Source organism: Mucilaginibacter lappiensis (assembly GCF_050433765.1).
In the GTDB taxonomy this organism is placed as follows: domain Bacteria; phylum Bacteroidota; class Bacteroidia; order Sphingobacteriales; family Sphingobacteriaceae; genus Mucilaginibacter; species Mucilaginibacter lappiensis_A.
The window spans coordinates 639,706-660,370 of sequence record NZ_JBNPWP010000001.1; the positions used below are offsets into that span (position 1 = coordinate 639,706).

Below are 20,665 nucleotides of genomic sequence, written 5' to 3' on the forward strand. Positions count from 1 at the left end.
CTGTAATGTTGGCGTAAATTGTACTATAATTTTTGTTAAATTTTGAATTATCAAACAATGTATATTAACTTAGTAGTCATTTATTATATATAAAACCACATCATCATGAGTTTACGATTAGGCGACAAAGCCCCCAATTTTAAAGCAAAAACATCAGCAGGTGAAATTGATTTTTATGAATACCTTGGCGATAGCTGGGGCGTGCTTTTTTCGCATCCCGGCGATTATACACCGGTTTGTACCACTGAGCTTGGTAAAACAGCTGCTTTAAAAGATGAATTCACCAAACGCAATGTTAAAATACTGGCCTTAAGTGTTGATTCGGTTGAATCACATGTCGGGTGGATCAATGATATAAACGAAACGCAAGGGGTAGAGGTAAACTTCCCGATCATAGCCGATGAGGATCGCAAAATTTCTGAAGCTTATGATATGATTCACCCAAATGCATCGGTAAATGCTACCGTGCGATCATTATTTATCATCGGGCCTGATAAAGCCGTTAAGCTGATCATTACTTACCCGGCATCAACAGGGCGTAACTTTCAGGAGATATTAAGGGTGATTGATTCGTTGCAATTAACAGCTAATTATGGTGTGGCAACTCCCGCTGATTGGAAGGATGGAGAGGACGTAGTTGTAGTGCCGGCAATAGCAACTGAGGATATCCCTGCCAAATTTCCAAAGGGTTATAAAGCCATAAAACCCTATTTAAGGATAACTCCGCAACCAAATAAATAATTTTATTTGGTTTATTAATTATTTTATATATTTGAAAAAGGTGGGCTTATCTATTCCTTCTGATTATTAAAACCATTTTATTTTCAGTTTGGCTTTAGTTTTTAATCTTAACACGAATTTTTTAATACGATAATTATAATTATGAAAACTGGAAAAGTAAAATGGTTTAACACACAAAAAGGTTATGGCTTTATTGTTACCGATGATGGTAAAGATCTTTTTGTACACTTCAAAGACGTACAGGGCGGCGTAAATGCCATTAAAGATAATGATGACGTTACATACGAAGTGGAAGAAGGCAGAAAAGGATTACAAGCAGTAAACGTAAAAAAAGTATAGTTAACCGATGTTCTTAACAAAAACCTCTGCATAAACAGGGGTTTTTTTTGTGTTTAAATTTTTGATTATATATAATTCTGCTACTTTAGCCGTTCAAACGCCTATAAAAAAACTATGACACTCGATACAGCTACTTCTGCCAAAGCAACCCGAAACGTTATTTTTCTTGTTATTGTTGCCTCGCTTGGTTATTTTGTGGATATCTATGATCTGCTTGTTTTTTCAATTGTACGTATAAGCAGTCTAAAAGATATAGGTTTAACAGATCAGGAAATAACATCTAAAGGGCAGTTTATTATCAGCGTTCAAATGTTTGGCTTGCTGCTTGGCGGTATTTTATGGGGTGTTATAGGCGATAAACTTGGGCGCATTAAAGTGCTTTTTGGCTCAATCTTATTGTACTCCATAGCCAATTTTGCCAATGGATTGGTACATGATGTTAATACTTATGCCTTAGTCAGATTTATTGCGGGCCTTGGCCTTGCGGGCGAATTGGGCGCCGGCATTACACTGGTTAGTGAAACTTTGAGTAAAGAAAAAAGAGGCTATGGCACCATGATAGTTGCAGTTATTGGCTTATTTGGTGCTACTGCAGCTTATATGGTTGCAAAATTTGGCTGGCGGAATGCTTATTTTGTAGGTGGTGGACTGGGCATTCTTTTACTGCTGCTAAGGATCGGCACTTTTGAATCAGGAATGTTTAAGAACATGGAGCAAAGTAAAGTTTCGAAGGGAAATTTCTTTATGCTTTTCAATAACTGGGGCAGGTTTAAAAAGTACATTTTCTGTATATTGATAGGTGCGCCATTATGGTATGTGGTGGGTGTATTGATTAGTTTTTCTGACCAGTTTGGAATAGCATTGGGTGCAAAAACCATTATAAAACCCGGCGACGGCATTTTTTACAGCTATATAGGTATAGCTATTGGTGACATTTTTGCAGGTTTGCTTGCTCAAATAACTAAGTCGAGAAAATTAACCATGGCGGTATTTTTGTTATTATCGGTAGTAAGCGTATATTTTTATCTTAGCAATCATGGTATTACCCCAACAGGTTTTGCGTGGCTTAGTTTTTTTATGGGCTGCACTGTTGGCTATTGGGCTACTTTTGTTACTATCGCTTCGGAACAGTTTGGTACCAACATCCGCTCAACGGTAACCACCACTGTTCCAAATTTTGTACGTGGGTCACTTATTCCTATAACAATTGCGTTTAACGCTTTTAAAGTTAATTACGGCGTTATTTCCAGCGGTTATATTATGATGGGTATACTTACACTCATTGCATTACTGTCATTAAGTCAACTAAAGGAAACTTTTGGCAAGGATTTGAATTATATGGAGATAAGTTAGGTTTAATTATTGAATTAGTGAATTGATATCTTACAGTTGAGTTATCGATTTACTGAATTATTGATTTGGTACCTGACAAAATCAATAGCTTATTAGTTTTATCGTTGTTGCAATTCAATAATTTTATGATTAATCCATAATCAACAAAACCAAATTTTTTAGTGAATAATTAATAAAGATGAAAGGTTTAGATTTTTTATTTTACTATTTTACTTATTGGTTTACAGAAAATAAAGATAAGCTTAGCTGGAGTAGCCCAATAGAAAGATCTGTATATGCCATAGGGTTATTTACGATGTTTTGGTTAATTAGCATAGGGAAGGTAATTCAATTTCTTATGTCAAAAGAAGTGAAATTTGATTATTCATTACTGCCATTTCTTATTATAGGATTGGCTATCATGCAGATATATAAGTATGCCTATATAACATAAAGGCGCTACGAGTCAATCATTTCATCTAAACATTCCTTATTCAATATAAGTAATGATACAGGTGCAACTATGGTGATAATTTTCGCTTTTTTTTCAACCCTTCTCCCATTTGTTTTATTTATGGTATTTAATTAACTAGAGAAATATTGTCCTGTGCGTCTCAATCTCTGACTTTGAACAGCGCAGTACATTTATTGCTTATAAAAATCTTGATACTTGATATTCGCTACTTGATACTAAAAAACTACTTTTACATTATATGATAAGCAAAGAACAAATAACTATCGATTATCAGCAAATACAGGATGAAATATGTGCAGCGCTTGAGATAACTGATGGGAAAGGTAGGTTTGAAGAAGAAAAATGGGAGCGCGAAGGTGGTGGCGGTGGTCGTACCCGTATCATTCAAAATGGCAATATATTTGAAAAGGGAGGCGTAAACTTTTCTGCTGTACACGGTCAACTGCCCGAAAACATGAAACGGGCATTGCAGGTAAATGAGGAAGATTTTTTTGCTACAGGCGTATCCATAGTGATCCACCCCAACCATCCTATGGTACCCATCATCCACATGAACATCAGGTATTTTGAAATGCCATCATCATTTGGTGGCAACCAGCAACCATTAAGGTGGTTTGGCGGTGGCATTGATCTTACACCTCATTACATTATTGATGCCGATGCTCAATACTTTCACAGTAGCATTAAATCGGTGTGCGATGCTTATTATCACGATTTTTATCACCGGTTTAAATTATGGGCCGATGATTATTTTTATATCAAACATCGTAATGAAACCCGCGGTATAGGCGGCATATTTTATGACCGGCTCACCGCTAATGATGAACTATCCTGGGATACAATTTTTGAATTTTCAAAAGCATTGGGCCGTTCATTTATTCCTTTGTATACGGAGCTGGTTGAGCGTAACCGCCACACACCGTTTACCGAAGAACAACAACAATGGCAATACCAACGCCGAAGCCGTTACACCGAATTTAACCTGGTATATGATGCCGGAACCAAATTTGGCCTGGAAACCAATGGCCGTATTGAATCTATACTAATGAGTTTGCCGCCCACAGCCAAATGGCTTTATAATTACCAGGCAACAGCGGGTAGTGAAGAAGAAAGGACCTTGTCCTTACTTAAAAAAGGTATTAACTGGGCTTAATACAAAACCTATGAAAAAGATTATTTTCCCTTTTTTGTCTGCAGCTTTTTTATGCTCATTTATCAACAATAAAAGTCCGCTTAATGGTGTATGGGAATATAGGGGAGGCCTGCTCAATGGTAAAACTGACAGCGTATCAACCACCTATAAATTACAACGCACCTATGACGAATTGCATTACCAGGCACTGGTAATTGAAAAAGGGCAGAAGAACTTTGTTTATGAAAAAGGTGATTACAAACTAATTGCTGATACTTGTTTTGAAACACAAACCTATTGCAGCCAACCTTCAAAATTATTAGGTAAAACAGTAAAATACACCTACATAGTTAGTAATGATACGCTTAAACTGAGGGCTACTTTGCCAAATGGTAATAAGATTGAAGATCATTGGGTAAAAGTAAAATAACGTACCGCCCGGAACGTTAACAAATAGGCTGATGTGTATAAATGAATGCGTTTATTCTTGCCAAGAATGGCACAATAATCAACTATTTTCTTAACTTCGCAGGTCGTTTAAAAAACACTTTTTAACGCGCAATTATAAGAGAAGATTCCACAAATTAATAAAAATGGCCGAAGGAACAGAAAACGATAATTCACACAAAGAAGACAGAATAATTTCGATAAATATTGACGAGGAAATGCGATCCGCTTACATTGATTATTCAATGTCGGTGATCGTTTCCAGAGCATTGCCTGACGTCCGCGATGGACTAAAACCCGTACACAGACGTGTTTTATACGGGATGCTCGATCTGGGTTTAAATAATAACAAACCATACAAAAAATCTGCCCGTATTGTAGGGGAGGTAATGGGTAAGTACCACCCGCATGGCGATAAATCCGTTTATGATACTATGGTGCGTATGGCCCAGGAATGGAGCTTGCGTTATCTGCTGGTTGAAGGCCAGGGTAACTACGGTTCAATTGATGGTGATGAACCGGCAGCGATGCGTTATACAGAGGCCCGTTTGCAAAAACTGGCCGAAGAGATGCTTGCCGATATCAATAAAGATACCATCGACTTCCAATTAAACTTTGACGATTCTTTACAGGAACCAACGGTTTTACCTGCAAAATTCCCTAACCTGCTGGTTAACGGAGCATCGGGTATAGCGGTAGGTATGGCCACTAATATGGCGCCACACAATCTTTCGGAGGTAATTGACGCTACTATAGCATTGATTGATAACCGCCATATAGAGGTTGCCGAGTTAATGAAATATGTAAAAGGACCTGATTTTCCTACTGGTGGTATCATCTATGGGTTTGAAGGCCCGCGCGAGGCATTGGAAACTGGCAGGGGCAGGGTAGTGATCCGTGCAAGAGCCGAAATTGAAATACATGGCAGCGACAGGGAACGCATTATTGTAACTGAAGTACCTTACCAGGTAAACAAGGCCCTGATGATTGAGCGTACAGCCGAACTGGTTAATGATAAAAAGCTGGAAGGTATTTCTGCTATTCGTGATGAATCGAGCAGGGAAGGTATCCGTGTAGTTTACGAAATTAAACGGGAGGCCAATGCCGCTATCGTATTAAACAACCTGTTTAAATACACCGCGCTGCAAACATCATTCAGTGTAAATAACATTGCGTTGGTTAATGGCCGCCCAATGATGCTTAACCTGAGGGATCTGATTCATCATTTTGTTGAGCACAGGCATGATGTTGTTGTACGCCGTACCAAATTTGAATTGGCTGAAGCCGAAAAACGTGCCCACATCTTAGAAGGTTTATTGATCGCTTTAGATCACCTGGATGAAGTGATCCGTTTGATACGTGCATCACAAACACCAGATGAAGCGAGGGAGGGATTAATAGCCCAGTTTGGTTTGAGCGATATACAAGCCCGCGCTATACTGGATATGACCCTGCGTAGGTTAACCGGACTTGAACGCGATAAGATCAAAGATGAATATGCCGAACTAATGAAGTTGATTGAATATTTAAAATCAATTTTAAATGATGAAGGCTTAAGGATGCAGATCATTAAAGATGAGCTGTTAGAAATTAAAGAGAAATATGGTGATGAGCGCAGAACAGAAATGGTGCACTCATCAGCCGAAATGCAGACTGAGGACTTTATTGAGGATGAGGATGTAGTGATCACCATATCTCGTGAGGGTTATATAAAACGTACACCGTTAACGGAATATCGCCGTCAGGGCAGGGGGGGTAAGGGTTCCATAGGCAGCAACAGCCGAGATGCCGATTTTATTGAGCATTTGCTGGTTGCATCAAATCACAACTACATGCTGTTCTTTACCGAGTCGGGACAATGTTACTGGCTCAGGGTATTTGAAATTCCGGAAGGAACACGTACTTCAAAAGGGCGTGCCATTCAGAACATTATCAATATCCCTAAGGAGGAAAACATCAAGGCTTACATCAAGCTGATTAGCCTGAAGGATAAAGATTATCTGGAGAATAACTTCATCATCATGTGTACCAAAAAAGGTACTATCAAGAAAACCTCACTCGAAGCCTATTCACGCCCGCGTGCCAACGGTATCAACGCCATCAACATTAACGAAGGTGATTCATTACTGGAAGCAAACTTAACAAGCGGCACAAGTGAAATTGTAATGGCGCTTAAATCAGGTAGGGCCATACGCTTTAATGAATCAACAGTTAGACCAATGGGACGTACCGCTACTGGTGTTCGTGGTATAACCCTTGATGGTGAAAACGACGAGGTAGTTGGTATGATCAGTATTGACGATTCAGAAACAACTGTTTTAGTAGTATCAGAAAAAGGATACGGCAAACGTACCGACATTGATGACTACAGGGTAACCAATCGTGGTGGTAAAGGTGTAAAAACTTTAAATATTACTGAAAAAACCGGAAACCTTGTTGCCATAAAAGGTGTTACTGATAAAGAGGACCTGATGATCATCAACAAATCGGGCATTATTATACGTATAGCCATAAGCGAACTAAGAACTATGGGCAGGGCTACACAAGGTGTTAGGTTAATAACACTTAAAAATAATGACGAGATTGCATCAGTTGCAAAAATTGAGCATGACGAGGATGAAGAAAAGGAACTTGATGAAAATGCCGAAAATAACGTTGCCGATAACGATGAAGCAACAAACAATGGCGACGACTCAACTACTGACGAAACAACTGAATAACTAATATGCAGTGCCGTAAAATTATCCTATCGGTTTTAATGCCATTTATTACTACAACCTTTGCTTTCGCTCAAAGCGAGGCATTAAAGGTTGTAGTTAATGATCTGGCTTTTTACAAGCAAAAAAATGATTTGAAATATTTAAGCGCGGCAAAAAAATCTGCAGATAGCTTAATTATTACCAGATCAGATACTGCTGACGTAGAAAAGAACACTTATCGCGCACTGGTTAATGCAAGTATCTTATATGTTGACTCGTTAAACAAACTGGGGCAGCCGGCAACCTTGCTGGCAGAAACCTCAACTTTGGTTGATAAACTATCGGCCAATAAAAAGATCTATAAATTTCAGGCAGAAATTGATTACGCAAAACGTTGTTTAGCTAACGTTTACATAAGAAAAGGATTTGAGTTTACCAATAATTCAGACTTTACCAATGCCAGGCAATCATTTGAAAATGCGCGCAAATACGCTCCAAATTTTAAACCCATTACTGATTATATAGCCTATTCAAACAATAAGGCGGGTAATTTGGTAGATGCGGCTAAATATTATAGTAATTTATTAGCCGTTGATAGTACACGTACCGAATATATTGAAACGGCCTCAAGTATTTACAAATCATTAGGTGACACTTCAAAGGCCCTGCAAATACTTCAAAAAGGAAGAAAATTATTGCCGGCCGATAGATTTCTGTTACTTGACGAAGCCAATATTTACAATAACCAAAAAAATTATAAGGCCCTGGAGCCATTAATTGGCCCTTTACTTGACATTAATGCAAATAACGCCGATATTGCATTTGTTGCTGCGAATTGTTACGATCATTTAAATAAATATGATAAAGCCGAGTCGCTTTATTTACGTACAATTGAATTAAACAGCTCAGCCTATGACCCCGTTTTTAATTTAGGGTTACTTTATCTAAAACAGAGTGCAGCAGGGCAGGAGGGCAATGATGACAGAAATATTGGGCGTGCTATACAATGGCTTGAAAAAGCATCTGAAATATCGCCTAATAATGTACAGGGATTAAAAGCATTACAGCTGGCTTACGCTAAAACCGGCAATAAAGATCAATTAGACAAAGTAAATAATAAATTAAAACAGATAACCAACTAATAAATCATGAAAATCAAACTTTTGATGGCAGGCCTGTTAGGCTTAGTTTCAGCAACAACGTTTGCACAAAAAGGTGAATTAAGTACTGCAAAAAGTGAGTATGACAACTACGAAGGACTAAGAAATTCAAAGGCCACTTTAGCAGTTGCTGTTAAAAGTCTTGCTACCGCCAAAACTTCAATTGACAAGGCCTCAGCTAACGAAAAAACAGCCGCGCTTCCGCAAACTTTTGCTTTAAAAGGAGCTATTTACTCATCACTTGCGGTTCAGGATACTGTATCGGCTACTTCATTGCCATTGTTTACTACTGCCGAAGAATCATTGAAAAAGGCTAAAGAGCTTGATACTAAAGGTGAAAATAAACAACTGATTAGCAATGCCTATTTAAACATGGCGCAGTACCAGTTAACGAAAGGTGTTGCAGAATATTCCGCAGGTAAATATGACCTCGCGTATCAATCATTTGATTATTATCGTACCGTTTTACCTGAGGATACCAATGCCATTTACTATACAGGTTTGGCGGCGGCAAATTCTAAAAATTATCCGGCGGCTATAACCAACTATAATAAATTGGTTACCACTAAATACTCAAAAAATGCAAGTGTTTATATGGACTTGTCATCACTGTATTTAGCCAGTAAGGATACAACAGGTGCACTTAAAGCAGTTAGTGATGGTATTGTAAAATATCCTTCAAATTCAGATTTGCGTAAAAGAGAGATCGAGATAAGTCTGCAAACAGGTAAAGAAAAAGAAGTAGCTCAAAAGATACAAACCGCTTTGGCTGCTGATCCTAAAAACAAAACACTGTATTATTATGCAGGTTTAACTTATTCGCAAACTGCCGAAGCTATTATAAAAGAGCAAGCTAAAGCTAAAGATGCAGCAGCAAAAAACACATTGCAGCAACAAAAAGTTGACAATTACACCAAAGCTGCTGATATGTATAAAAAAGCTTTAGAAATTGATCCTAATTATTTTGAAGCCAATTTAAATTTAGGCTACGTAATTCTTAACCCGGCAATTGATTCTTACAATGCAGCTAATAAATTACCAGCCAATAAACAAAAGGAATATGATGCGGCAATAGCCAAAGCCAATGCACAATTTGACCTGGCTAAACCATATCTACTAAAAGCTGTGGAGTTAAATCCAAAATCGCCAGATGCATTAACAAATCTTAGAACTTATTACTTAGGTAAAAAAGATAATGTGAACGCTGATGCAACTAAGAAAAAAATTGATGCTCTAAACGCGCAATAAGAGATAAAAAGAGAGGGGCTTTTCAAAAAGCCCCTCTCTTTAAAAACAACTACTTAACATAATTTTAATTATGAGAATTAATATATGCTGTACTTTACTGGCTAATAAAAACCTTTATTTTTCACCTGAAATAATCTTTGTAACAGTTTTAACTCATTTGATATCGTTTTAGCACAGTTTAGTGCTATTTTCTTTACATTAGAACATCCAAATCTAAAATCGATGAAAAAGTTATTAATTATTTTAACAGGACTTTCGCTGTTAGTTAGTGTTAGCAAAGCGCAAGCACCAAACACACTTACTAAAAAAGAAAAAAAAGAAGGCTGGAAATTACTGTTTGATGGTAAAACAACCAAAGGCTGGCATACTTATCTAAGAGATACAGTAGGCTCTAAATGGCAAGTAAAAGATGAAGCTATAGTTTTTGACCCGTCTCAGCCAAAAGAAGGCGGCGGAGACATTGTTACCAACGAAGCGTATGAAAATTACGAGCTTAGTCTGCAATGGAAAATTTCCAAGGGTGGAAACAGCGGAATTATTTTTGATATACAGGAAGATCCCAAATTTAATGCAACCTACCTTACAGGTCCAGAAATGCAGGTATTAGATAATAAAGATGCTGAAGATAATAAAAAGCAGAATCACCTCGCTGGCTGTTTATATGATATGGCTGGTGATTCAACCGTATCAAAACCTAAACCTGTGGGCGAATGGAACCAGGTTAAGCTGATACAAAATAAAGGGCACTTAACCTTTTGGCTTAACGGAATAAAAACTTATGAAGGACAAATAGGCAGCGATGACTGGAATAAGCTTGTTGCAACCAGCAAATTTAAAAACCCGGCGTTCAGTAATTTTGCAAAGGTGGCTAAAGGTAAAATAGCTTTACAACAACATCCCGGATCAAGCGAATGGAGAAACATTAAAATCAGGTTGCTATAACGGTCACTGTAATAACATCTTTTAAAGCTAAAACTGAAAGTTGTATAAAACGGCATTACACTTGTGTTTAACAACCCAATAAATTCTTAAAATAAATAATATGGATCTTAAACTTAGTGGTAAAACTGCATTAGTAACCGGTTCAACCGCAGGCATTGGCTATGCTATAGCTAAATCATTAGCTAATGAAGGCGTGGAATTATATATAAATGGCCGGGATAAAAATAAAATTGATACAGTCGTTCAAAAACTAAAAACCGAAACCGGTAATGCCAACATTAATGGTATTGCGGCTGATTTTTCGGACAAACAACAAGTAGAAAGCTTAATTAAGCAATTACCCGAGGTTGATATATTAGTGAACAATATCGGTATTTTTGAACCTAAGGAGTTCAGGGATATTACTGATGATGACTGGATTAGGTTTTATGAGGTTAATGTTTTAAGCGGTGTAAAGCTGTCTCGTGCCTACCTTGATAAAATGTTAAAGAAAAACTGGGGCCGTATTATTTTCATTTCAAGCGAATCAGGATTACAGATACCCGCCGAAATGATACACTATGGCATGACCAAAACCGCGCAAATAGCCATAGCACGTGGTTTGGCAGAGCTTACTGTAAGTACTGGGGTTACGGTAAACTCGGTATTGCCTGGTCCAACATTTTCTGAAGGCGTTGGCGATTTTATGAAAGCTTTGGCAAAAGATAAAGGCCTGAGCGATGCGGAAATGGAGAAAGAATTTTTTAACACTATGCGCTCAACTTCAATAATCAAAAGGTTTATAACACCTGATGAAATTGCAAATTTGGTAACTTATGTGGCAAGTCCGCTATCTTCAGCTACCAACGGTGCGGCTTTAAGGGCCGATGGCGGTGTTATTAAAACAGCTTTTTAAATATTTAGCAAAAAAACTAAAAAAGCCCGGATCAAGATTGACCCGGGCTTTTTTATGTAGCACTATAAACCACTTATGGTTTTTTAGTAGTATCGGTTTTTGTTGTGTCCTTTTTAGTAGTATCAGTACTTGCAGGTGTGGTAGTTGGGGTTGTAGCTGAGGCTGAATCTACTTTAGTACTGTCAGACCCACTGCTTGCTGTTTTTGAAGAGCTACAGCTTGTTGCCATTGTACCTATCATTGCCGCGACAAGGGCAAAACCCAAAATTTGCTTTTTCATAGTTGTTAGTTGTTAGAGATTAATTGTCAATGTATTGTTAAACATACTATTAACCATACATCGGGCATATTGTTTAGGTTAAATTTTTTTATTAAGTAAATAACTCTTTATAAGTACGTATCGTAAAAAAAGCGATCTGGAAATAGACATGCTAATTTTACGCAACAAATACTATTACTTTCTTATAAATTTCAGATATTTAAGAACTATGGTAGTATCTGAACGAATGTTAAAGTGGGCAATGCGCTTCTACCCTCCCCTCTTTTTGCAGCGTATTTGGGTAGTAAAAGTTGACAAAGGATTTAAGGGTGTACATGTTAAGATCAAAAGGAGTTTTTTAAACAAAAACTACAATAATTCTATTTTTGGTGGAACCATTTTTGCAGCTGCAGATCCTTTTTATCCTGTGTTATTTCACCAGGTACTTAGCAAAAAAGGATATAAATTAAAGGTATGGTCAAAATCATCATCCATACATTATTTAAAACCAGGTTTGTCTGATCTTCACTTTAAAATCAATTTAACCGATGAAGATATTACTAACGCAGAATCGGTGTTAAATACCGGGGGGAAATATATGGCCCACCACCCTATTGATATTTATAATAAAGATGGCGAAATATGCGTATCTGTAATGAACGAAATATACTTGCGCAATTTGAATTTTACTGATACAAGTTTATAATTTTATTTTAATGACTACTGTACTTATGAACGATGATGCCTTTATTAAAAAGGGCTTTCAAATATCAACTGATAAAAATTTGCTTAATGTTGACGTTATATATAATTATTTAAATGACGATTCTTACTGGGCTCAGGGCATTCCACGCAAAAAATTGGAAAAGGCAATAGCAAATTCCTTGTGTTTTGGGGTTTACCAGCAAAGCAACCAGGCTGGGTTTGCACGAGTGGTAACTGACAATGCTACTTTTGCTTACCTCTGTGATGTATTCATTTTACCTGGTTTCAGGAAAAAAGGCTTATCAAAATGGTTGGTACAAACCATAGTTAATCATCCCGATCTGGAGGGCTTAAGACGATGGTCATTGGCAACTGCTGATGCACAGGGCTTGTACAATCAGTTCGGTTTTAAAGAAATAACCCGTCCTGAAAGATGGATGGAAATATTTAATCCCTATATTAAGCCTCAGTAATTGGTTTAAGGGATAATAGAGCTAAAATGAATATCAAAAAACTAATTTTTGAGGGCGAGGGTGTAACACTCGACTTTAAAAAAACAATTACCAGCTGCGAAAAAATTGCCCGTACCATGGTGTCATTTGCTAATAATAAGGGTGGCCGGCTATTGATAGGTGTTGCTGATGATGGTACTATTAAAGGTGTAAAATCTGAAGATGAAGAGCGCTATATGATCACCAAAGCCGCGCATCTTTTTGCCAGACCAGCTCTTGAACCTGTTTTTGAAGAGGTTTATGTAGATGATAAGCTGGTGCTTGTTGTTGATACACAACCCAGCGTGATCAAGCCACATTATGCATTAGCCGATGATGGAAAATGGTGGGCCTACGTGCGAGTGAAAGACAAAAGTGTATTAGCCAGTAAGATTGTTTTAGAGGTACTCAAGCGCTCTGCCGACGATAAGGGGGTTTTAATATCGTATTCAGATAATGAAAAACTACTGCTGCAATATCTTGAAACAAACACACGTATAACCATTAAAGAGGTAAGTGAACTGCTTAAAGTAGGCCGTCGCCGTGCCCAGCGAATCCTGGTTGATCTGATACTATCCGGTCTGATCCGCATCAACACTACAGAAAAGGAAGAGTTTTATACAGCCTGTTAATTCCCCTTTGTATTGCCTTTATCATTACTTTTGCACTCTCTGTGGTACCTAAATAATGAAAAGCACCTTCCTCAAATACAAACCTTATTATTCCGCAAGTCTTAAACTGGCTATCCCGGTAGTTATATCACAACTTGGGCATACACTGGTTCAAATGTCTGATTCTATTATTGTTGGCCACTTTGCAGGTACTGTATCATTAGCTGCCGTTTCATTGGTGAACAGCTTATTTATGGTGCCGCTGGTTATTGGCATGGGTATATCATACGGATTAACACCACTTGTAGCGCAAAATAACGGACGCCGTAATTTTAAGGAATGTGGTTTACTGTTATCAAACAGTTTGTTTTTAAACATGCTGAGCGGCATTATTTTGTTTGCCGGTATTTACTTTGGCACCATGTTACTCATAGGTCATCTTGACCAGTCGCCTCAAGTTGTACAGGAAGCTAAACCTTATTTATTGCTGCTGAGCTTGTCACTTATCCCGCTGCTTATATTTAACACATTTAAGCAATTCGCCGAAGGCCTGGGTTTTACAAAGCAAGCCATGCTGATCTCCATATGGGGTAACCTGCTCAATATTTGCCTGGGCGTAATTTTTGTAAAAGGTCTGTTCGGTGTACATCCCATGGGTATCCGGGGCGTGGGTTATAGTACGCTTATTGACCGCTGTGTAATGGCCATAGTAATGGCTACGTATGTTTTCAGGTCGCCCATTTTTAAAGAATATTTAAAAAGTTTCGCCCTCAAAAACATCGATCGCATCCGCGGCATACAGATCATGAAAATTGGGGCTCCTGTAGCCTTGCAATATACATTTGAAGTAAGCGCTTTTGGCGGTGCGGCAATTTTGGTAGGTGCTATTGGCCTTGTTCAGCAGGCCGCCCACCAGGTTGCTATTAGTCTGGCATCCATGACCTACATGATGGCCAGCGGAATATCTGCCGGCGCAGCTATAAAATCAGGGAACTATTTTGGTTCTGGCGATCATAAGAACCTGCGGTTGGGGGCTATCTCCAACTATCACATCGTATTGGTATTTATGGCCATTACGGCTCTTATATTTACTTTTGGCAGGCATTTATTACCCTGGATAATTACTTCCGATGAGGGCGTTATAACTATTGCAGCACAGTTACTTATAATTGCAGCATTTTTTCAGTTATTCGATGGTGCACAAGTTGTTGGCCTGGGTATTTTACGCGGAATGGGCGATGTTAATATCCCAACTTTTATTACATTTTTGGCCTATTGGGTAATCGGTTTACCTGTTGGATATATCCTGGGAATATATTTTCATTTGGGTGTTAATGGTGTTTGGTACGGATTAACATTAGGTTTGGCAACTGCCTCGGTGCTGTTATTTATTCGGTTCAACATTATCAGCAAAAGCCATCGCGATAAAACAATACCTATATTGGCAAAGGATTAGAAATACAGATCAGCCGCTATTCGAAAAGTATTACAATGCGCGTCTACAATATCTTTGATATGCGGTGAGTAGCCCCCTCCCATGCTAACCTGCACCGGTATGTTATTAGTTATGCATTGTTCAAATACAAATCGGTCACGGGCTTTGCAAGCATCCTTACTTAATGCAAGCTTACCCAACTTATCGGTTGCCAGCACATCAACTCCGGCCAGGTAAAATATAAAATCGGGCATTTGCTGTTTGATCAGTTGGGGTAAAATATCATTCAGGATGCCTAAATACTCATCGCCTTCCACCCCATCAACCAGTGGAATATCAAGATCAGAAGTTTCCTTTCGCGATGGAAAATTATTTGCCCCGTGCATGGAGAATGTAAACACCCGTGGTTCGTTTTCAAATATCTGCGCGGTACCATTGCCCTGGTGAACATCTAAATCAATTATTAAGATAGATGTAGCTAAATTATTATTTAATAAATAGTTAGCTGCAATAGCCTGATCGTTCAACAAGCAAAAGCCCTCACCCCAATTTGTACCGGCATGATGGGTTCCACCGGCTACATTAAATGCTATGCCATTGTCAAAAGCAAACCTGCAGCCATCAATAGTTCCTTTGGCTATCCTTATTTCGCGCTCCACCAATTGAGCTGATAACGGAAAACCTATACGTCGCTGCTCCTTTACAGGCAGGGTCAGATCCCGTAATTGATGCCAGTAATTTTCATCATGTGTATCCAGGATAATATCCTCAGTTAGCAGGCCCGGAGAAAATAGATTATCAACCCCAATCACCCCTTCATGTAGTAACTGGGCCGGGATCAGCTCATATTTGAGCATCGGAAAGCGATGACCTTCAGGCAATGGATGCGCATATATCGGGTCGAAAGCTATTTTGAGCATTACTGATTAAGCTAATATCTCACCAACATGTTTTTGGATGTTCTCGCAAATATTATCAAGCGGCAGATCGTTGGCGTCGTTGCCAAACGGATCCTCAATTTCTTCGGCCAATAACTCAATACTGGCAAACACAAACAAGATAAAACCAATTACAGGCACAACAAAATACTTCAGATCAAAAGCCCAGGTGAATGGCAAAGTCATGATATAAGTAAAAATGAACTTCTTGATAAACACATTGTACGAGAATGGGATCGGCGTTTTCTTGATCCGTTCGCAAGCACCACAAATATCTGTAAACGAAGTTATTTCGGCAGTTACACTAAACAATTGCTCCGCGTTTATTACCCCCTCTTTATTCAACCTGTACACATTTTTTATAATGGCCGATGCTATTTGATTAGGTACATGTTTATTCTGGTCAATAGTGATAAACTGCTGTTGTTCGGGCACATAAACATCGCGCAGGTGATCTTTTAACGACCGGGCGTAAAGCGGTATCATGTAATTGAAAAATGCCGCATCGGTATTATTAACCAAATATTTAAGTTTTATGGCGAGGTTGCGGCTGTTATTGGTTAGGCTTCCCCATATCTTACGCCCTTCCCACCAGCGATCATATGCCGAATTGATACGAAAGGCCAGTAATAACGAGAATACAAAACCAATAGTTTGATGGATATAACTTACTTTTCTGAGCAAGCTTGTATCGGGCAACTGCCAAAAATCTATCAGTAAATAAGTAACAACACCGGCATAAGCGCTCACAGCAAGTATCAATGGGAAAAGTTCACGCAGGGTATCAGCCTTGTCGATCTTGAAGATAAATGAAAACCACTCTTTGGGATTGTAGTAAACCATATTTGTTATTTATTTAATTGCAGCGGCTAATTGCTGGGCCGCCTTGTAAACGTTCTGAAAAGTATTGTAAAGCGGAACAGGGCTTAGTCTGATCACATCAGGTTCACGCCAATCACCTATAATGCCATTATCTGCAAGATGCTTAAAAACAGCTTTTGCATTTTTTTTGCACACAACGGAGAGCTGACAACCCCGCTCCTGCTGATTGCCGGGTGTGATCACTTTAAAAATTTCCTCACCGAATTGCTCATTTATATTATTGATCAAAAACTCCATATAGCCCGTTAAGGCAATACTTTTGGCACGAAGGGTATCAATGCCGCCCGCGTCATCAAAAATGACCATAGAGGCTTTAAATAAAGCCAGAAGCAATATTGGACTTGTACTTACCTGCCAGCCGTCGGCACCCTTAGCTGCATCAAAGCCGGGTGCCATTAAAAAGCGCTTGTCTTCGCGATAGCCCCACCAGCCGGCAAAGCGATCAAGCTCTTTATTTTCAAAATGCTTTTCATGTACAAAAATACCACTGATGCCACCCGGACCTGAGTTCATGTATTTGTATGAACACCAGCAGGCAAAATCAGCTCTCCAGTCGTGCAGTTTTAACGGAACGTTGCCGGCTGCATGTGCGAGATCAAAACCAGCATAAGCACCGGCTATATGAGCTGCCCGGGTAATTGCCTCCAGATCGAAGAACTGTCCGGTATAGTAATTTATGCCGGCAAAAAGCACTAAAGTCAGTTCACTGGCATGTTCGTTTATCTTTTGAATAATATCTTCTGTGCGCAAAGTAAGCTCGCCATCACGAGGAAATATTTCAATGATGGCTTCCTTAGGGTCATAACCATGAAACCTTGTCTGGCTCTCCATCGCATACTGATCTGACGGAAAAGCCCCTCCTTCCATAATAATTTTAAACCTTTTACCATTTGGTTTATAGAAACTTACCATCAGTAAATGAAGATTTACTGTAAGTGAATTCATTACGGTAACTTCACTTTCCTTTGCACCAACAATTTTTGAAATAGACGACGAAAGCTGTTTGTGATAACTTAACCAGGGATCATTGCCCTGAAACCAGCCTTCTACCGCGAGGTTTTTCCAGGTGCTTAATTGGTCGACAATGTATTCCTGAGCAGATGCCGGTTGTAAACCCAATGAGTTTCCGCATAAGTAAATGGCATCTTCCCCATGGTGCTGCGGAATTAAAAACCTGTTCCTGAAATCTTTTAGCGGGTCAAGCCTATCCTGCTCTATGGCAAATGTCAAACTGTTCTGGTAATTCATTGCCTCAATATTAATAAATTTAGGCGAGTGGTTGATTAATGTGTTGTTTTTTTATCCCCTCTTGAGAGGGGGGCGCGTTGGTACAGTGAAATGGCAGGGGTGTGTTTTTACACGCGACGAAAACACATTACTACACCCCTGAATTCGCCCTTCTGTCTGCTTTTGATACCTAATCAACAACAAACTATTTATTGGGTTTACTTACATAAACATCACCTTTAACATAAAAGCGATATGGCAGCAAGGCATCTTCGGCAGCATAGCTTACGCCTATACGCGGACCTGAGGTTATCTGCTCATCGGTAAAGTTCAATCCACGGTCTTCAATCCATAGGGTATCACTTTGCAGGCTGATGGCATTGATATTACGGGATATACCCAGCGCTTTGGCAACAGATCCCGGGCCAGCAGTGATAGTTGGTTTAAGTACCGGCATATTTCGTCTTAACTGCATTGCCTCCAAACCTTCTGTCGGATGAACTGCCCTGATCAAAATAGCATGTGGCTGCCCTTCAACCGATGTTACTATATTAAACATTTCATGAATGCCATAACACAGGTAAACATAGGCAATGCCACCCTGCATAAACATGGTTTTGGTTCGGGGCGTGATGCGATTACCATAAGAGTGCGAAGCTTTATCAATGATGCCATTATATGCCTCTGTTTCAACAATATAACCACCAGTAGTTACACCATCAATACCGGTAAATAAATACTTTCCTAATAGACTTTTACTGATCGCTACCACATCATTACCCAGGTAATACTGCTCAGTTAACTTCATTTTTTAAGAATGTGTTTTAATAATTTATTGATCTCTTTAGCTTTATCAAATATCATAATGTGGGTTCCATCAGCAACTATAGAAGCGTCATGGATTCGTTTGTATGAAAATATCAGGTCTTTATTCCCGGTGATGTGATACAAATTTGGCGGGATGGTTTCATTCTTCCAGTGCAGCACGGCCCCCATAGCCCACTTCACAAAAACCGGCGAAGTGTTTTTAAGCATATCGCTAAACAGCCAGGCATCTTCCTCGCTCATGTGCCCAAATAGTGGCTTGATGAGAAAACCCAATGAAGTAAACCATTTTCCGGGGATTAGTTTATAAACCGGTAACGCCCTGAACAGGCTAAAATACCACGGGGCTTCATTGATGGTCTTGATGCTTGATATCAGGATCACCTTTTTTACTGGAATCAGTTTTGCTATTTCAACGGCGATCATTCCGCCTAAAGAATTGCCAATAATAATGGAATTATTAGAGATATTATATTGATGTATAATACTTTGTGCATAGGTACCTAAAGTGTCACCTTCATTAGGTTCTATCCAATCAACAGGCGTTACATCATGTTCATGCAGATCAATATTGTTATAAACCCGGGTATCTGCCCCGAGCCCGGCTATCAGATATATTTTGCTCATTTAAAATTTAACGAGCTTAACAATCTGTTCCAGATATAGTGCATCTGTTTCATTAAACTGATCTAATAATTCACTGTCCACATCCAAAACGGCAACAACTTCGCCATTATGGAATACCGGAACCACAATCTCTGACCGGGATAGCGAGCTGCAGGCTATATGCCCGGGAAATGCATCCACATCGGGCACTATGATGGTCTGAGCCTGCTGCCATGCTGTGCCGCAAACACCTTTGCCCAAGGCAATGCGTGTACAGGCTACAGGTCCCTGGAACGGGCCTAAAACAAGCTCATTATCCTTTACCAGATAAAAGCCTACCCAAAACCATTTAAACTGCTCCTTTAAAGCCGCGCTGATGTTTGCCAAGTTAGCTACCAGATCAGGTTCACCATAAAGCAAGGCCTCAATTTGCGGGACAAGTGTGGTGTATTGTTCTGTTTTATCGGTTGATGCGGTTATGTTTAAATCCTCTGCCATATTACAAAAGTAAGGATGCTATGTTGAAAGTAAATAAGGCAAATATCATATTTAATCTTTTATTTAGCATCGTATGATCGTTAGTTTAACCATAGTACGATACCGCAAACTGTTTATTCCTTTTGCCTTGCTGGCCATGGCGTTGCATCGTTTGCCCTTATGGCTTAATAAGCGTTGTATGTTTTACAAATTGCTTGGTTCGGGCCGTAACGGCACTTTTGACCTGCAGCCCGACTGGCAACAATGGGGCCTGCTGGCCTGTTGGGATAGTCGGGAAGATTTTGACCAGTTTTACAAAAAATCCTTTATTGCTGACTGGTGGAGAACCCTGGGCCGCGAAAGCTGGACGATATTGTGCGAGCCATTGCAAAGCCACGGCAAATGGAACGGCCGGGAACCTTTTGGCAATCCGAATATAAAAGATCACTCCGGTCCTGTAGTGGTTTTAACCCGAGCTACGATCAGAATTAGCCGACTGAGAAACTTTTGGTCGCATGTGGACGAAGTTGCCGACTTAATGACGAGTGTTCCCGGCTATATCACTTCGTTTGGCATAGGCGAAGCGCCGGTTTACCGACAGGCTACCTTTTCGGTTTGGCAAAGCTTAGATGCTGTAAAAGCTTTCGCCTACATAAGCCGCGAACATACAGAAGTGATTAAATTAACCAGGCGTGAAAACTGGTACAGCGAAGAACTTTTTGCCCGTTTTAAGCCGATTGAAAGTTTTGGCTCCCTCCACGGAAAAGACCCTTTAAATGATTTATTGAAATAATTAAGC

At 39.3% G+C, this 20,665-nt stretch carries 22 protein-coding genes; 15 read left to right on the top strand and 7 right to left on the bottom strand.

Annotated elements, in window-relative coordinates; all coding sequences use genetic code 11:
• Positions 1 to 105 precede the first annotated feature (105 nt).
• From M2273_RS02735 to M2273_RS02780, 10 genes are all read left to right on the top strand, one after another.
• Entirely contained in the window at positions 106 to 741 is a 636-nt protein-coding gene (locus M2273_RS02735; protein WP_429392691.1) for a peroxiredoxin, read from the top strand.
• 141 nt (positions 742 to 882) lie between these two features.
• Positions 883 to 1,080 carry a cold-shock protein gene (locus M2273_RS02740; protein ID WP_429392693.1) on the top strand — a complete coding sequence of 66 codons (198 nt, stop codon included), beginning with the start codon at positions 883 to 885 and terminating at the stop codon, positions 1,078 to 1,080.
• Positions 1,081 to 1,194: 114 nt separating this feature from the next.
• A complete protein-coding gene (locus tag M2273_RS02745) occupies positions 1,195 to 2,433 on the top strand; it encodes an MFS transporter (RefSeq protein WP_429392696.1) in 1,239 nt (412 codons plus the stop codon).
• 692 nt (positions 2,434 to 3,125) lie between these two features.
• Positions 3,126 to 4,040 (top strand): oxygen-dependent coproporphyrinogen oxidase, encoded by a 915-nt coding sequence (hemF, locus tag M2273_RS02750; RefSeq protein ID WP_429392699.1) that lies wholly within the window; start codon positions 3,126 to 3,128, stop codon positions 4,038 to 4,040.
• 10 nt (positions 4,041 to 4,050) lie between these two features.
• Positions 4,051 to 4,449, top strand: coding sequence for a hypothetical protein (locus tag M2273_RS02755; protein WP_429392702.1), 399 nt, complete (start codon positions 4,051 to 4,053; stop codon positions 4,447 to 4,449).
• Positions 4,450 to 4,612: 163 nt separating this feature from the next.
• Entirely contained in the window at positions 4,613 to 7,186 is a 2,574-nt protein-coding gene (gene gyrA, locus M2273_RS02760; RefSeq protein WP_429392704.1) for a DNA gyrase subunit A, read from the top strand.
• 38 nt (positions 7,187 to 7,224) lie between these two features.
• Entirely contained in the window at positions 7,225 to 8,307 is a 1,083-nt protein-coding gene (locus tag M2273_RS02765; RefSeq protein ID WP_429392706.1) for a tetratricopeptide repeat protein, read from the top strand.
• A 6-nt stretch (positions 8,308 to 8,313) separates the two neighbouring features.
• On the top strand, positions 8,314 to 9,573 hold the full coding sequence (locus M2273_RS02770; RefSeq protein WP_429392709.1) for a tetratricopeptide repeat protein: 1,260 nt from the start codon (positions 8,314 to 8,316) through the stop codon (positions 9,571 to 9,573).
• A gap of 222 nt (positions 9,574 to 9,795) precedes the next feature.
• Complete coding sequence (locus tag M2273_RS02775) at positions 9,796 to 10,515, top strand: 3-keto-disaccharide hydrolase (RefSeq protein WP_429392712.1); 720 nt, start codon at positions 9,796 to 9,798, stop codon at positions 10,513 to 10,515.
• A 100-nt stretch (positions 10,516 to 10,615) separates the two neighbouring features.
• Positions 10,616 to 11,410, top strand: a complete 795-nt coding sequence (locus tag M2273_RS02780) for an SDR family NAD(P)-dependent oxidoreductase (protein WP_429392715.1) — start codon at positions 10,616 to 10,618, stop codon at positions 11,408 to 11,410.
• Positions 11,411 to 11,483: 73 nt separating this feature from the next.
• Here M2273_RS02780 and M2273_RS02785 read toward each other — a convergent pair whose 3' ends face one another.
• Complete coding sequence (locus M2273_RS02785) at positions 11,484 to 11,690, bottom strand: coproporphyrinogen III oxidase (protein WP_429392718.1); 207 nt, start codon at positions 11,688 to 11,690, stop codon at positions 11,484 to 11,486.
• A 226-nt stretch (positions 11,691 to 11,916) separates the two neighbouring features.
• On the opposite strand from M2273_RS02785, the gene M2273_RS02790 reads away from it, so the two are divergent.
• The 4 genes from M2273_RS02790 to M2273_RS02805 are packed head-to-tail and all read left to right on the top strand — an operon-like array spanning position 11,917 to position 14,932.
• The gene (locus tag M2273_RS02790) at positions 11,917 to 12,375 is read left to right on the top strand and encodes a DUF4442 domain-containing protein (RefSeq protein ID WP_429392720.1); all 459 of its coding nucleotides are present in this window, start codon (positions 11,917 to 11,919) and stop codon (positions 12,373 to 12,375) included.
• Positions 12,376 to 12,385: 10 nt separating this feature from the next.
• Positions 12,386 to 12,847 (top strand): GNAT family N-acetyltransferase, encoded by a 462-nt coding sequence (locus tag M2273_RS02795; RefSeq protein WP_429392723.1) that lies wholly within the window; start codon positions 12,386 to 12,388, stop codon positions 12,845 to 12,847.
• 26 nt (positions 12,848 to 12,873) lie between these two features.
• Positions 12,874 to 13,497 (top strand): RNA-binding domain-containing protein, encoded by a 624-nt coding sequence (locus M2273_RS02800; RefSeq protein ID WP_429392726.1) that lies wholly within the window; start codon positions 12,874 to 12,876, stop codon positions 13,495 to 13,497.
• A gap of 55 nt (positions 13,498 to 13,552) precedes the next feature.
• Positions 13,553 to 14,932: an MATE family efflux transporter gene (locus tag M2273_RS02805; protein ID WP_429392728.1), complete on the top strand. Its 1,380-nt coding sequence runs from the start codon at positions 13,553 to 13,555 to the stop codon at positions 14,930 to 14,932.
• On the opposite strand, the gene M2273_RS02810 is transcribed toward M2273_RS02805, so the two are convergent.
• The 6 genes from M2273_RS02810 to M2273_RS02835 all read right to left on the bottom strand — a co-directional run bounded on the left by M2273_RS02810 (position 14,929) and on the right by M2273_RS02835 (position 19,887).
• Entirely contained in the window at positions 14,929 to 15,831 is a 903-nt protein-coding gene (locus M2273_RS02810; RefSeq protein WP_429392731.1) for a histone deacetylase family protein, read from the bottom strand. The genes M2273_RS02805 and M2273_RS02810 overlap by 4 nt on opposite strands.
• A 6-nt stretch (positions 15,832 to 15,837) precedes the next feature.
• Positions 15,838 to 16,692, bottom strand: a complete 855-nt coding sequence (locus M2273_RS02815; protein WP_429392734.1) for a bestrophin family protein — start codon at positions 16,690 to 16,692, stop codon at positions 15,838 to 15,840.
• A 9-nt stretch (positions 16,693 to 16,701) separates the two neighbouring features.
• On the bottom strand, positions 16,702 to 17,979 hold the full coding sequence (kynU, locus tag M2273_RS02820; RefSeq protein WP_429392737.1) for a kynureninase: 1,278 nt from the start codon (positions 17,977 to 17,979) through the stop codon (positions 16,702 to 16,704).
• Between the two features lie 184 nt (positions 17,980 to 18,163).
• Positions 18,164 to 18,766, bottom strand: a complete 603-nt coding sequence (locus M2273_RS02825; RefSeq protein WP_429392740.1) for a DNA-3-methyladenine glycosylase — start codon at positions 18,764 to 18,766, stop codon at positions 18,164 to 18,166.
• Positions 18,763 to 19,410 carry an alpha/beta hydrolase gene (locus M2273_RS02830; protein WP_429392742.1) on the bottom strand — a complete coding sequence of 216 codons (648 nt, stop codon included), beginning with the start codon at positions 19,408 to 19,410 and terminating at the stop codon, positions 18,763 to 18,765. Before M2273_RS02830 ends, M2273_RS02825 begins: the two co-directional genes overlap by 4 nt.
• Positions 19,411 to 19,887, bottom strand: coding sequence for a GAF domain-containing protein (locus M2273_RS02835; protein ID WP_429392745.1), 477 nt, complete (start codon positions 19,885 to 19,887; stop codon positions 19,411 to 19,413). It abuts the gene before it with no gap.
• 73 nt (positions 19,888 to 19,960) lie between these two features.
• Here M2273_RS02835 and M2273_RS02840 point away from each other — a divergent pair, with 73 nt between their 5' ends.
• A complete protein-coding gene (locus tag M2273_RS02840) occupies positions 19,961 to 20,659 on the top strand; it encodes a DUF3291 domain-containing protein (protein ID WP_429392748.1) in 699 nt (232 codons plus the stop codon).
• Positions 20,660 to 20,665: the final 6 nt, after the last annotated feature.

What these genes read in the sequence shown, in the direction of transcription:
- hemF (WP_429392699.1), top strand. Translation starts at nt 3,126, where the DNA reads ATGATAAGCAAAGAACAAATAACTATCGATTATCAGCAAATACAGGAT.
- M2273_RS02800 (WP_429392726.1), top strand. Translation starts at nt 12,874, where the DNA reads ATGAATATCAAAAAACTAATTTTTGAGGGCGAGGGTGTAACACTCGAC.
- M2273_RS02745 (WP_429392696.1), top strand. Translation starts at nt 1,195, where the DNA reads ATGACACTCGATACAGCTACTTCTGCCAAAGCAACCCGAAACGTTATT.
- M2273_RS02830 (WP_429392742.1), bottom strand. Translation starts at nt 19,410, where the DNA reads ATGAGCAAAATATATCTGATAGCCGGGCTCGGGGCAGATACCCGGGTT.
- M2273_RS02775 (WP_429392712.1), top strand. Translation starts at nt 9,796, where the DNA reads ATGAAAAAGTTATTAATTATTTTAACAGGACTTTCGCTGTTAGTTAGT.
- M2273_RS02735 (WP_429392691.1), top strand. Translation starts at nt 106, where the DNA reads ATGAGTTTACGATTAGGCGACAAAGCCCCCAATTTTAAAGCAAAAACA.
- gyrA (WP_429392704.1), top strand. Translation starts at nt 4,613, where the DNA reads ATGGCCGAAGGAACAGAAAACGATAATTCACACAAAGAAGACAGAATA.
- M2273_RS02785 (WP_429392718.1), bottom strand. Translation starts at nt 11,690, where the DNA reads ATGAAAAAGCAAATTTTGGGTTTTGCCCTTGTCGCGGCAATGATAGGT.
- M2273_RS02840 (WP_429392748.1), top strand. Translation starts at nt 19,961, where the DNA reads ATGATCGTTAGTTTAACCATAGTACGATACCGCAAACTGTTTATTCCT.
- kynU (WP_429392737.1), bottom strand. Translation starts at nt 17,979, where the DNA reads ATGAATTACCAGAACAGTTTGACATTTGCCATAGAGCAGGATAGGCTT.
- M2273_RS02795 (WP_429392723.1), top strand. Translation starts at nt 12,386, where the DNA reads ATGACTACTGTACTTATGAACGATGATGCCTTTATTAAAAAGGGCTTT.
- M2273_RS02740 (WP_429392693.1), top strand. Translation starts at nt 883, where the DNA reads ATGAAAACTGGAAAAGTAAAATGGTTTAACACACAAAAAGGTTATGGC.
- M2273_RS02815 (WP_429392734.1), bottom strand. Translation starts at nt 16,692, where the DNA reads ATGGTTTACTACAATCCCAAAGAGTGGTTTTCATTTATCTTCAAGATC.
- M2273_RS02810 (WP_429392731.1), bottom strand. Translation starts at nt 15,831, where the DNA reads ATGCTCAAAATAGCTTTCGACCCGATATATGCGCATCCATTGCCTGAA.
- M2273_RS02770 (WP_429392709.1), top strand. Translation starts at nt 8,314, where the DNA reads ATGAAAATCAAACTTTTGATGGCAGGCCTGTTAGGCTTAGTTTCAGCA.
- M2273_RS02765 (WP_429392706.1), top strand. Translation starts at nt 7,225, where the DNA reads ATGCCATTTATTACTACAACCTTTGCTTTCGCTCAAAGCGAGGCATTA.
- M2273_RS02790 (WP_429392720.1), top strand. Translation starts at nt 11,917, where the DNA reads ATGTTAAAGTGGGCAATGCGCTTCTACCCTCCCCTCTTTTTGCAGCGT.
- M2273_RS02835 (WP_429392745.1), bottom strand. Translation starts at nt 19,887, where the DNA reads ATGGCAGAGGATTTAAACATAACCGCATCAACCGATAAAACAGAACAA.
- M2273_RS02825 (WP_429392740.1), bottom strand. Translation starts at nt 18,766, where the DNA reads ATGAAGTTAACTGAGCAGTATTACCTGGGTAATGATGTGGTAGCGATC.
- M2273_RS02755 (WP_429392702.1), top strand. Translation starts at nt 4,051, where the DNA reads ATGAAAAAGATTATTTTCCCTTTTTTGTCTGCAGCTTTTTTATGCTCA.
- M2273_RS02780 (WP_429392715.1), top strand. Translation starts at nt 10,616, where the DNA reads ATGGATCTTAAACTTAGTGGTAAAACTGCATTAGTAACCGGTTCAACC.
- M2273_RS02805 (WP_429392728.1), top strand. Translation starts at nt 13,553, where the DNA reads ATGAAAAGCACCTTCCTCAAATACAAACCTTATTATTCCGCAAGTCTT.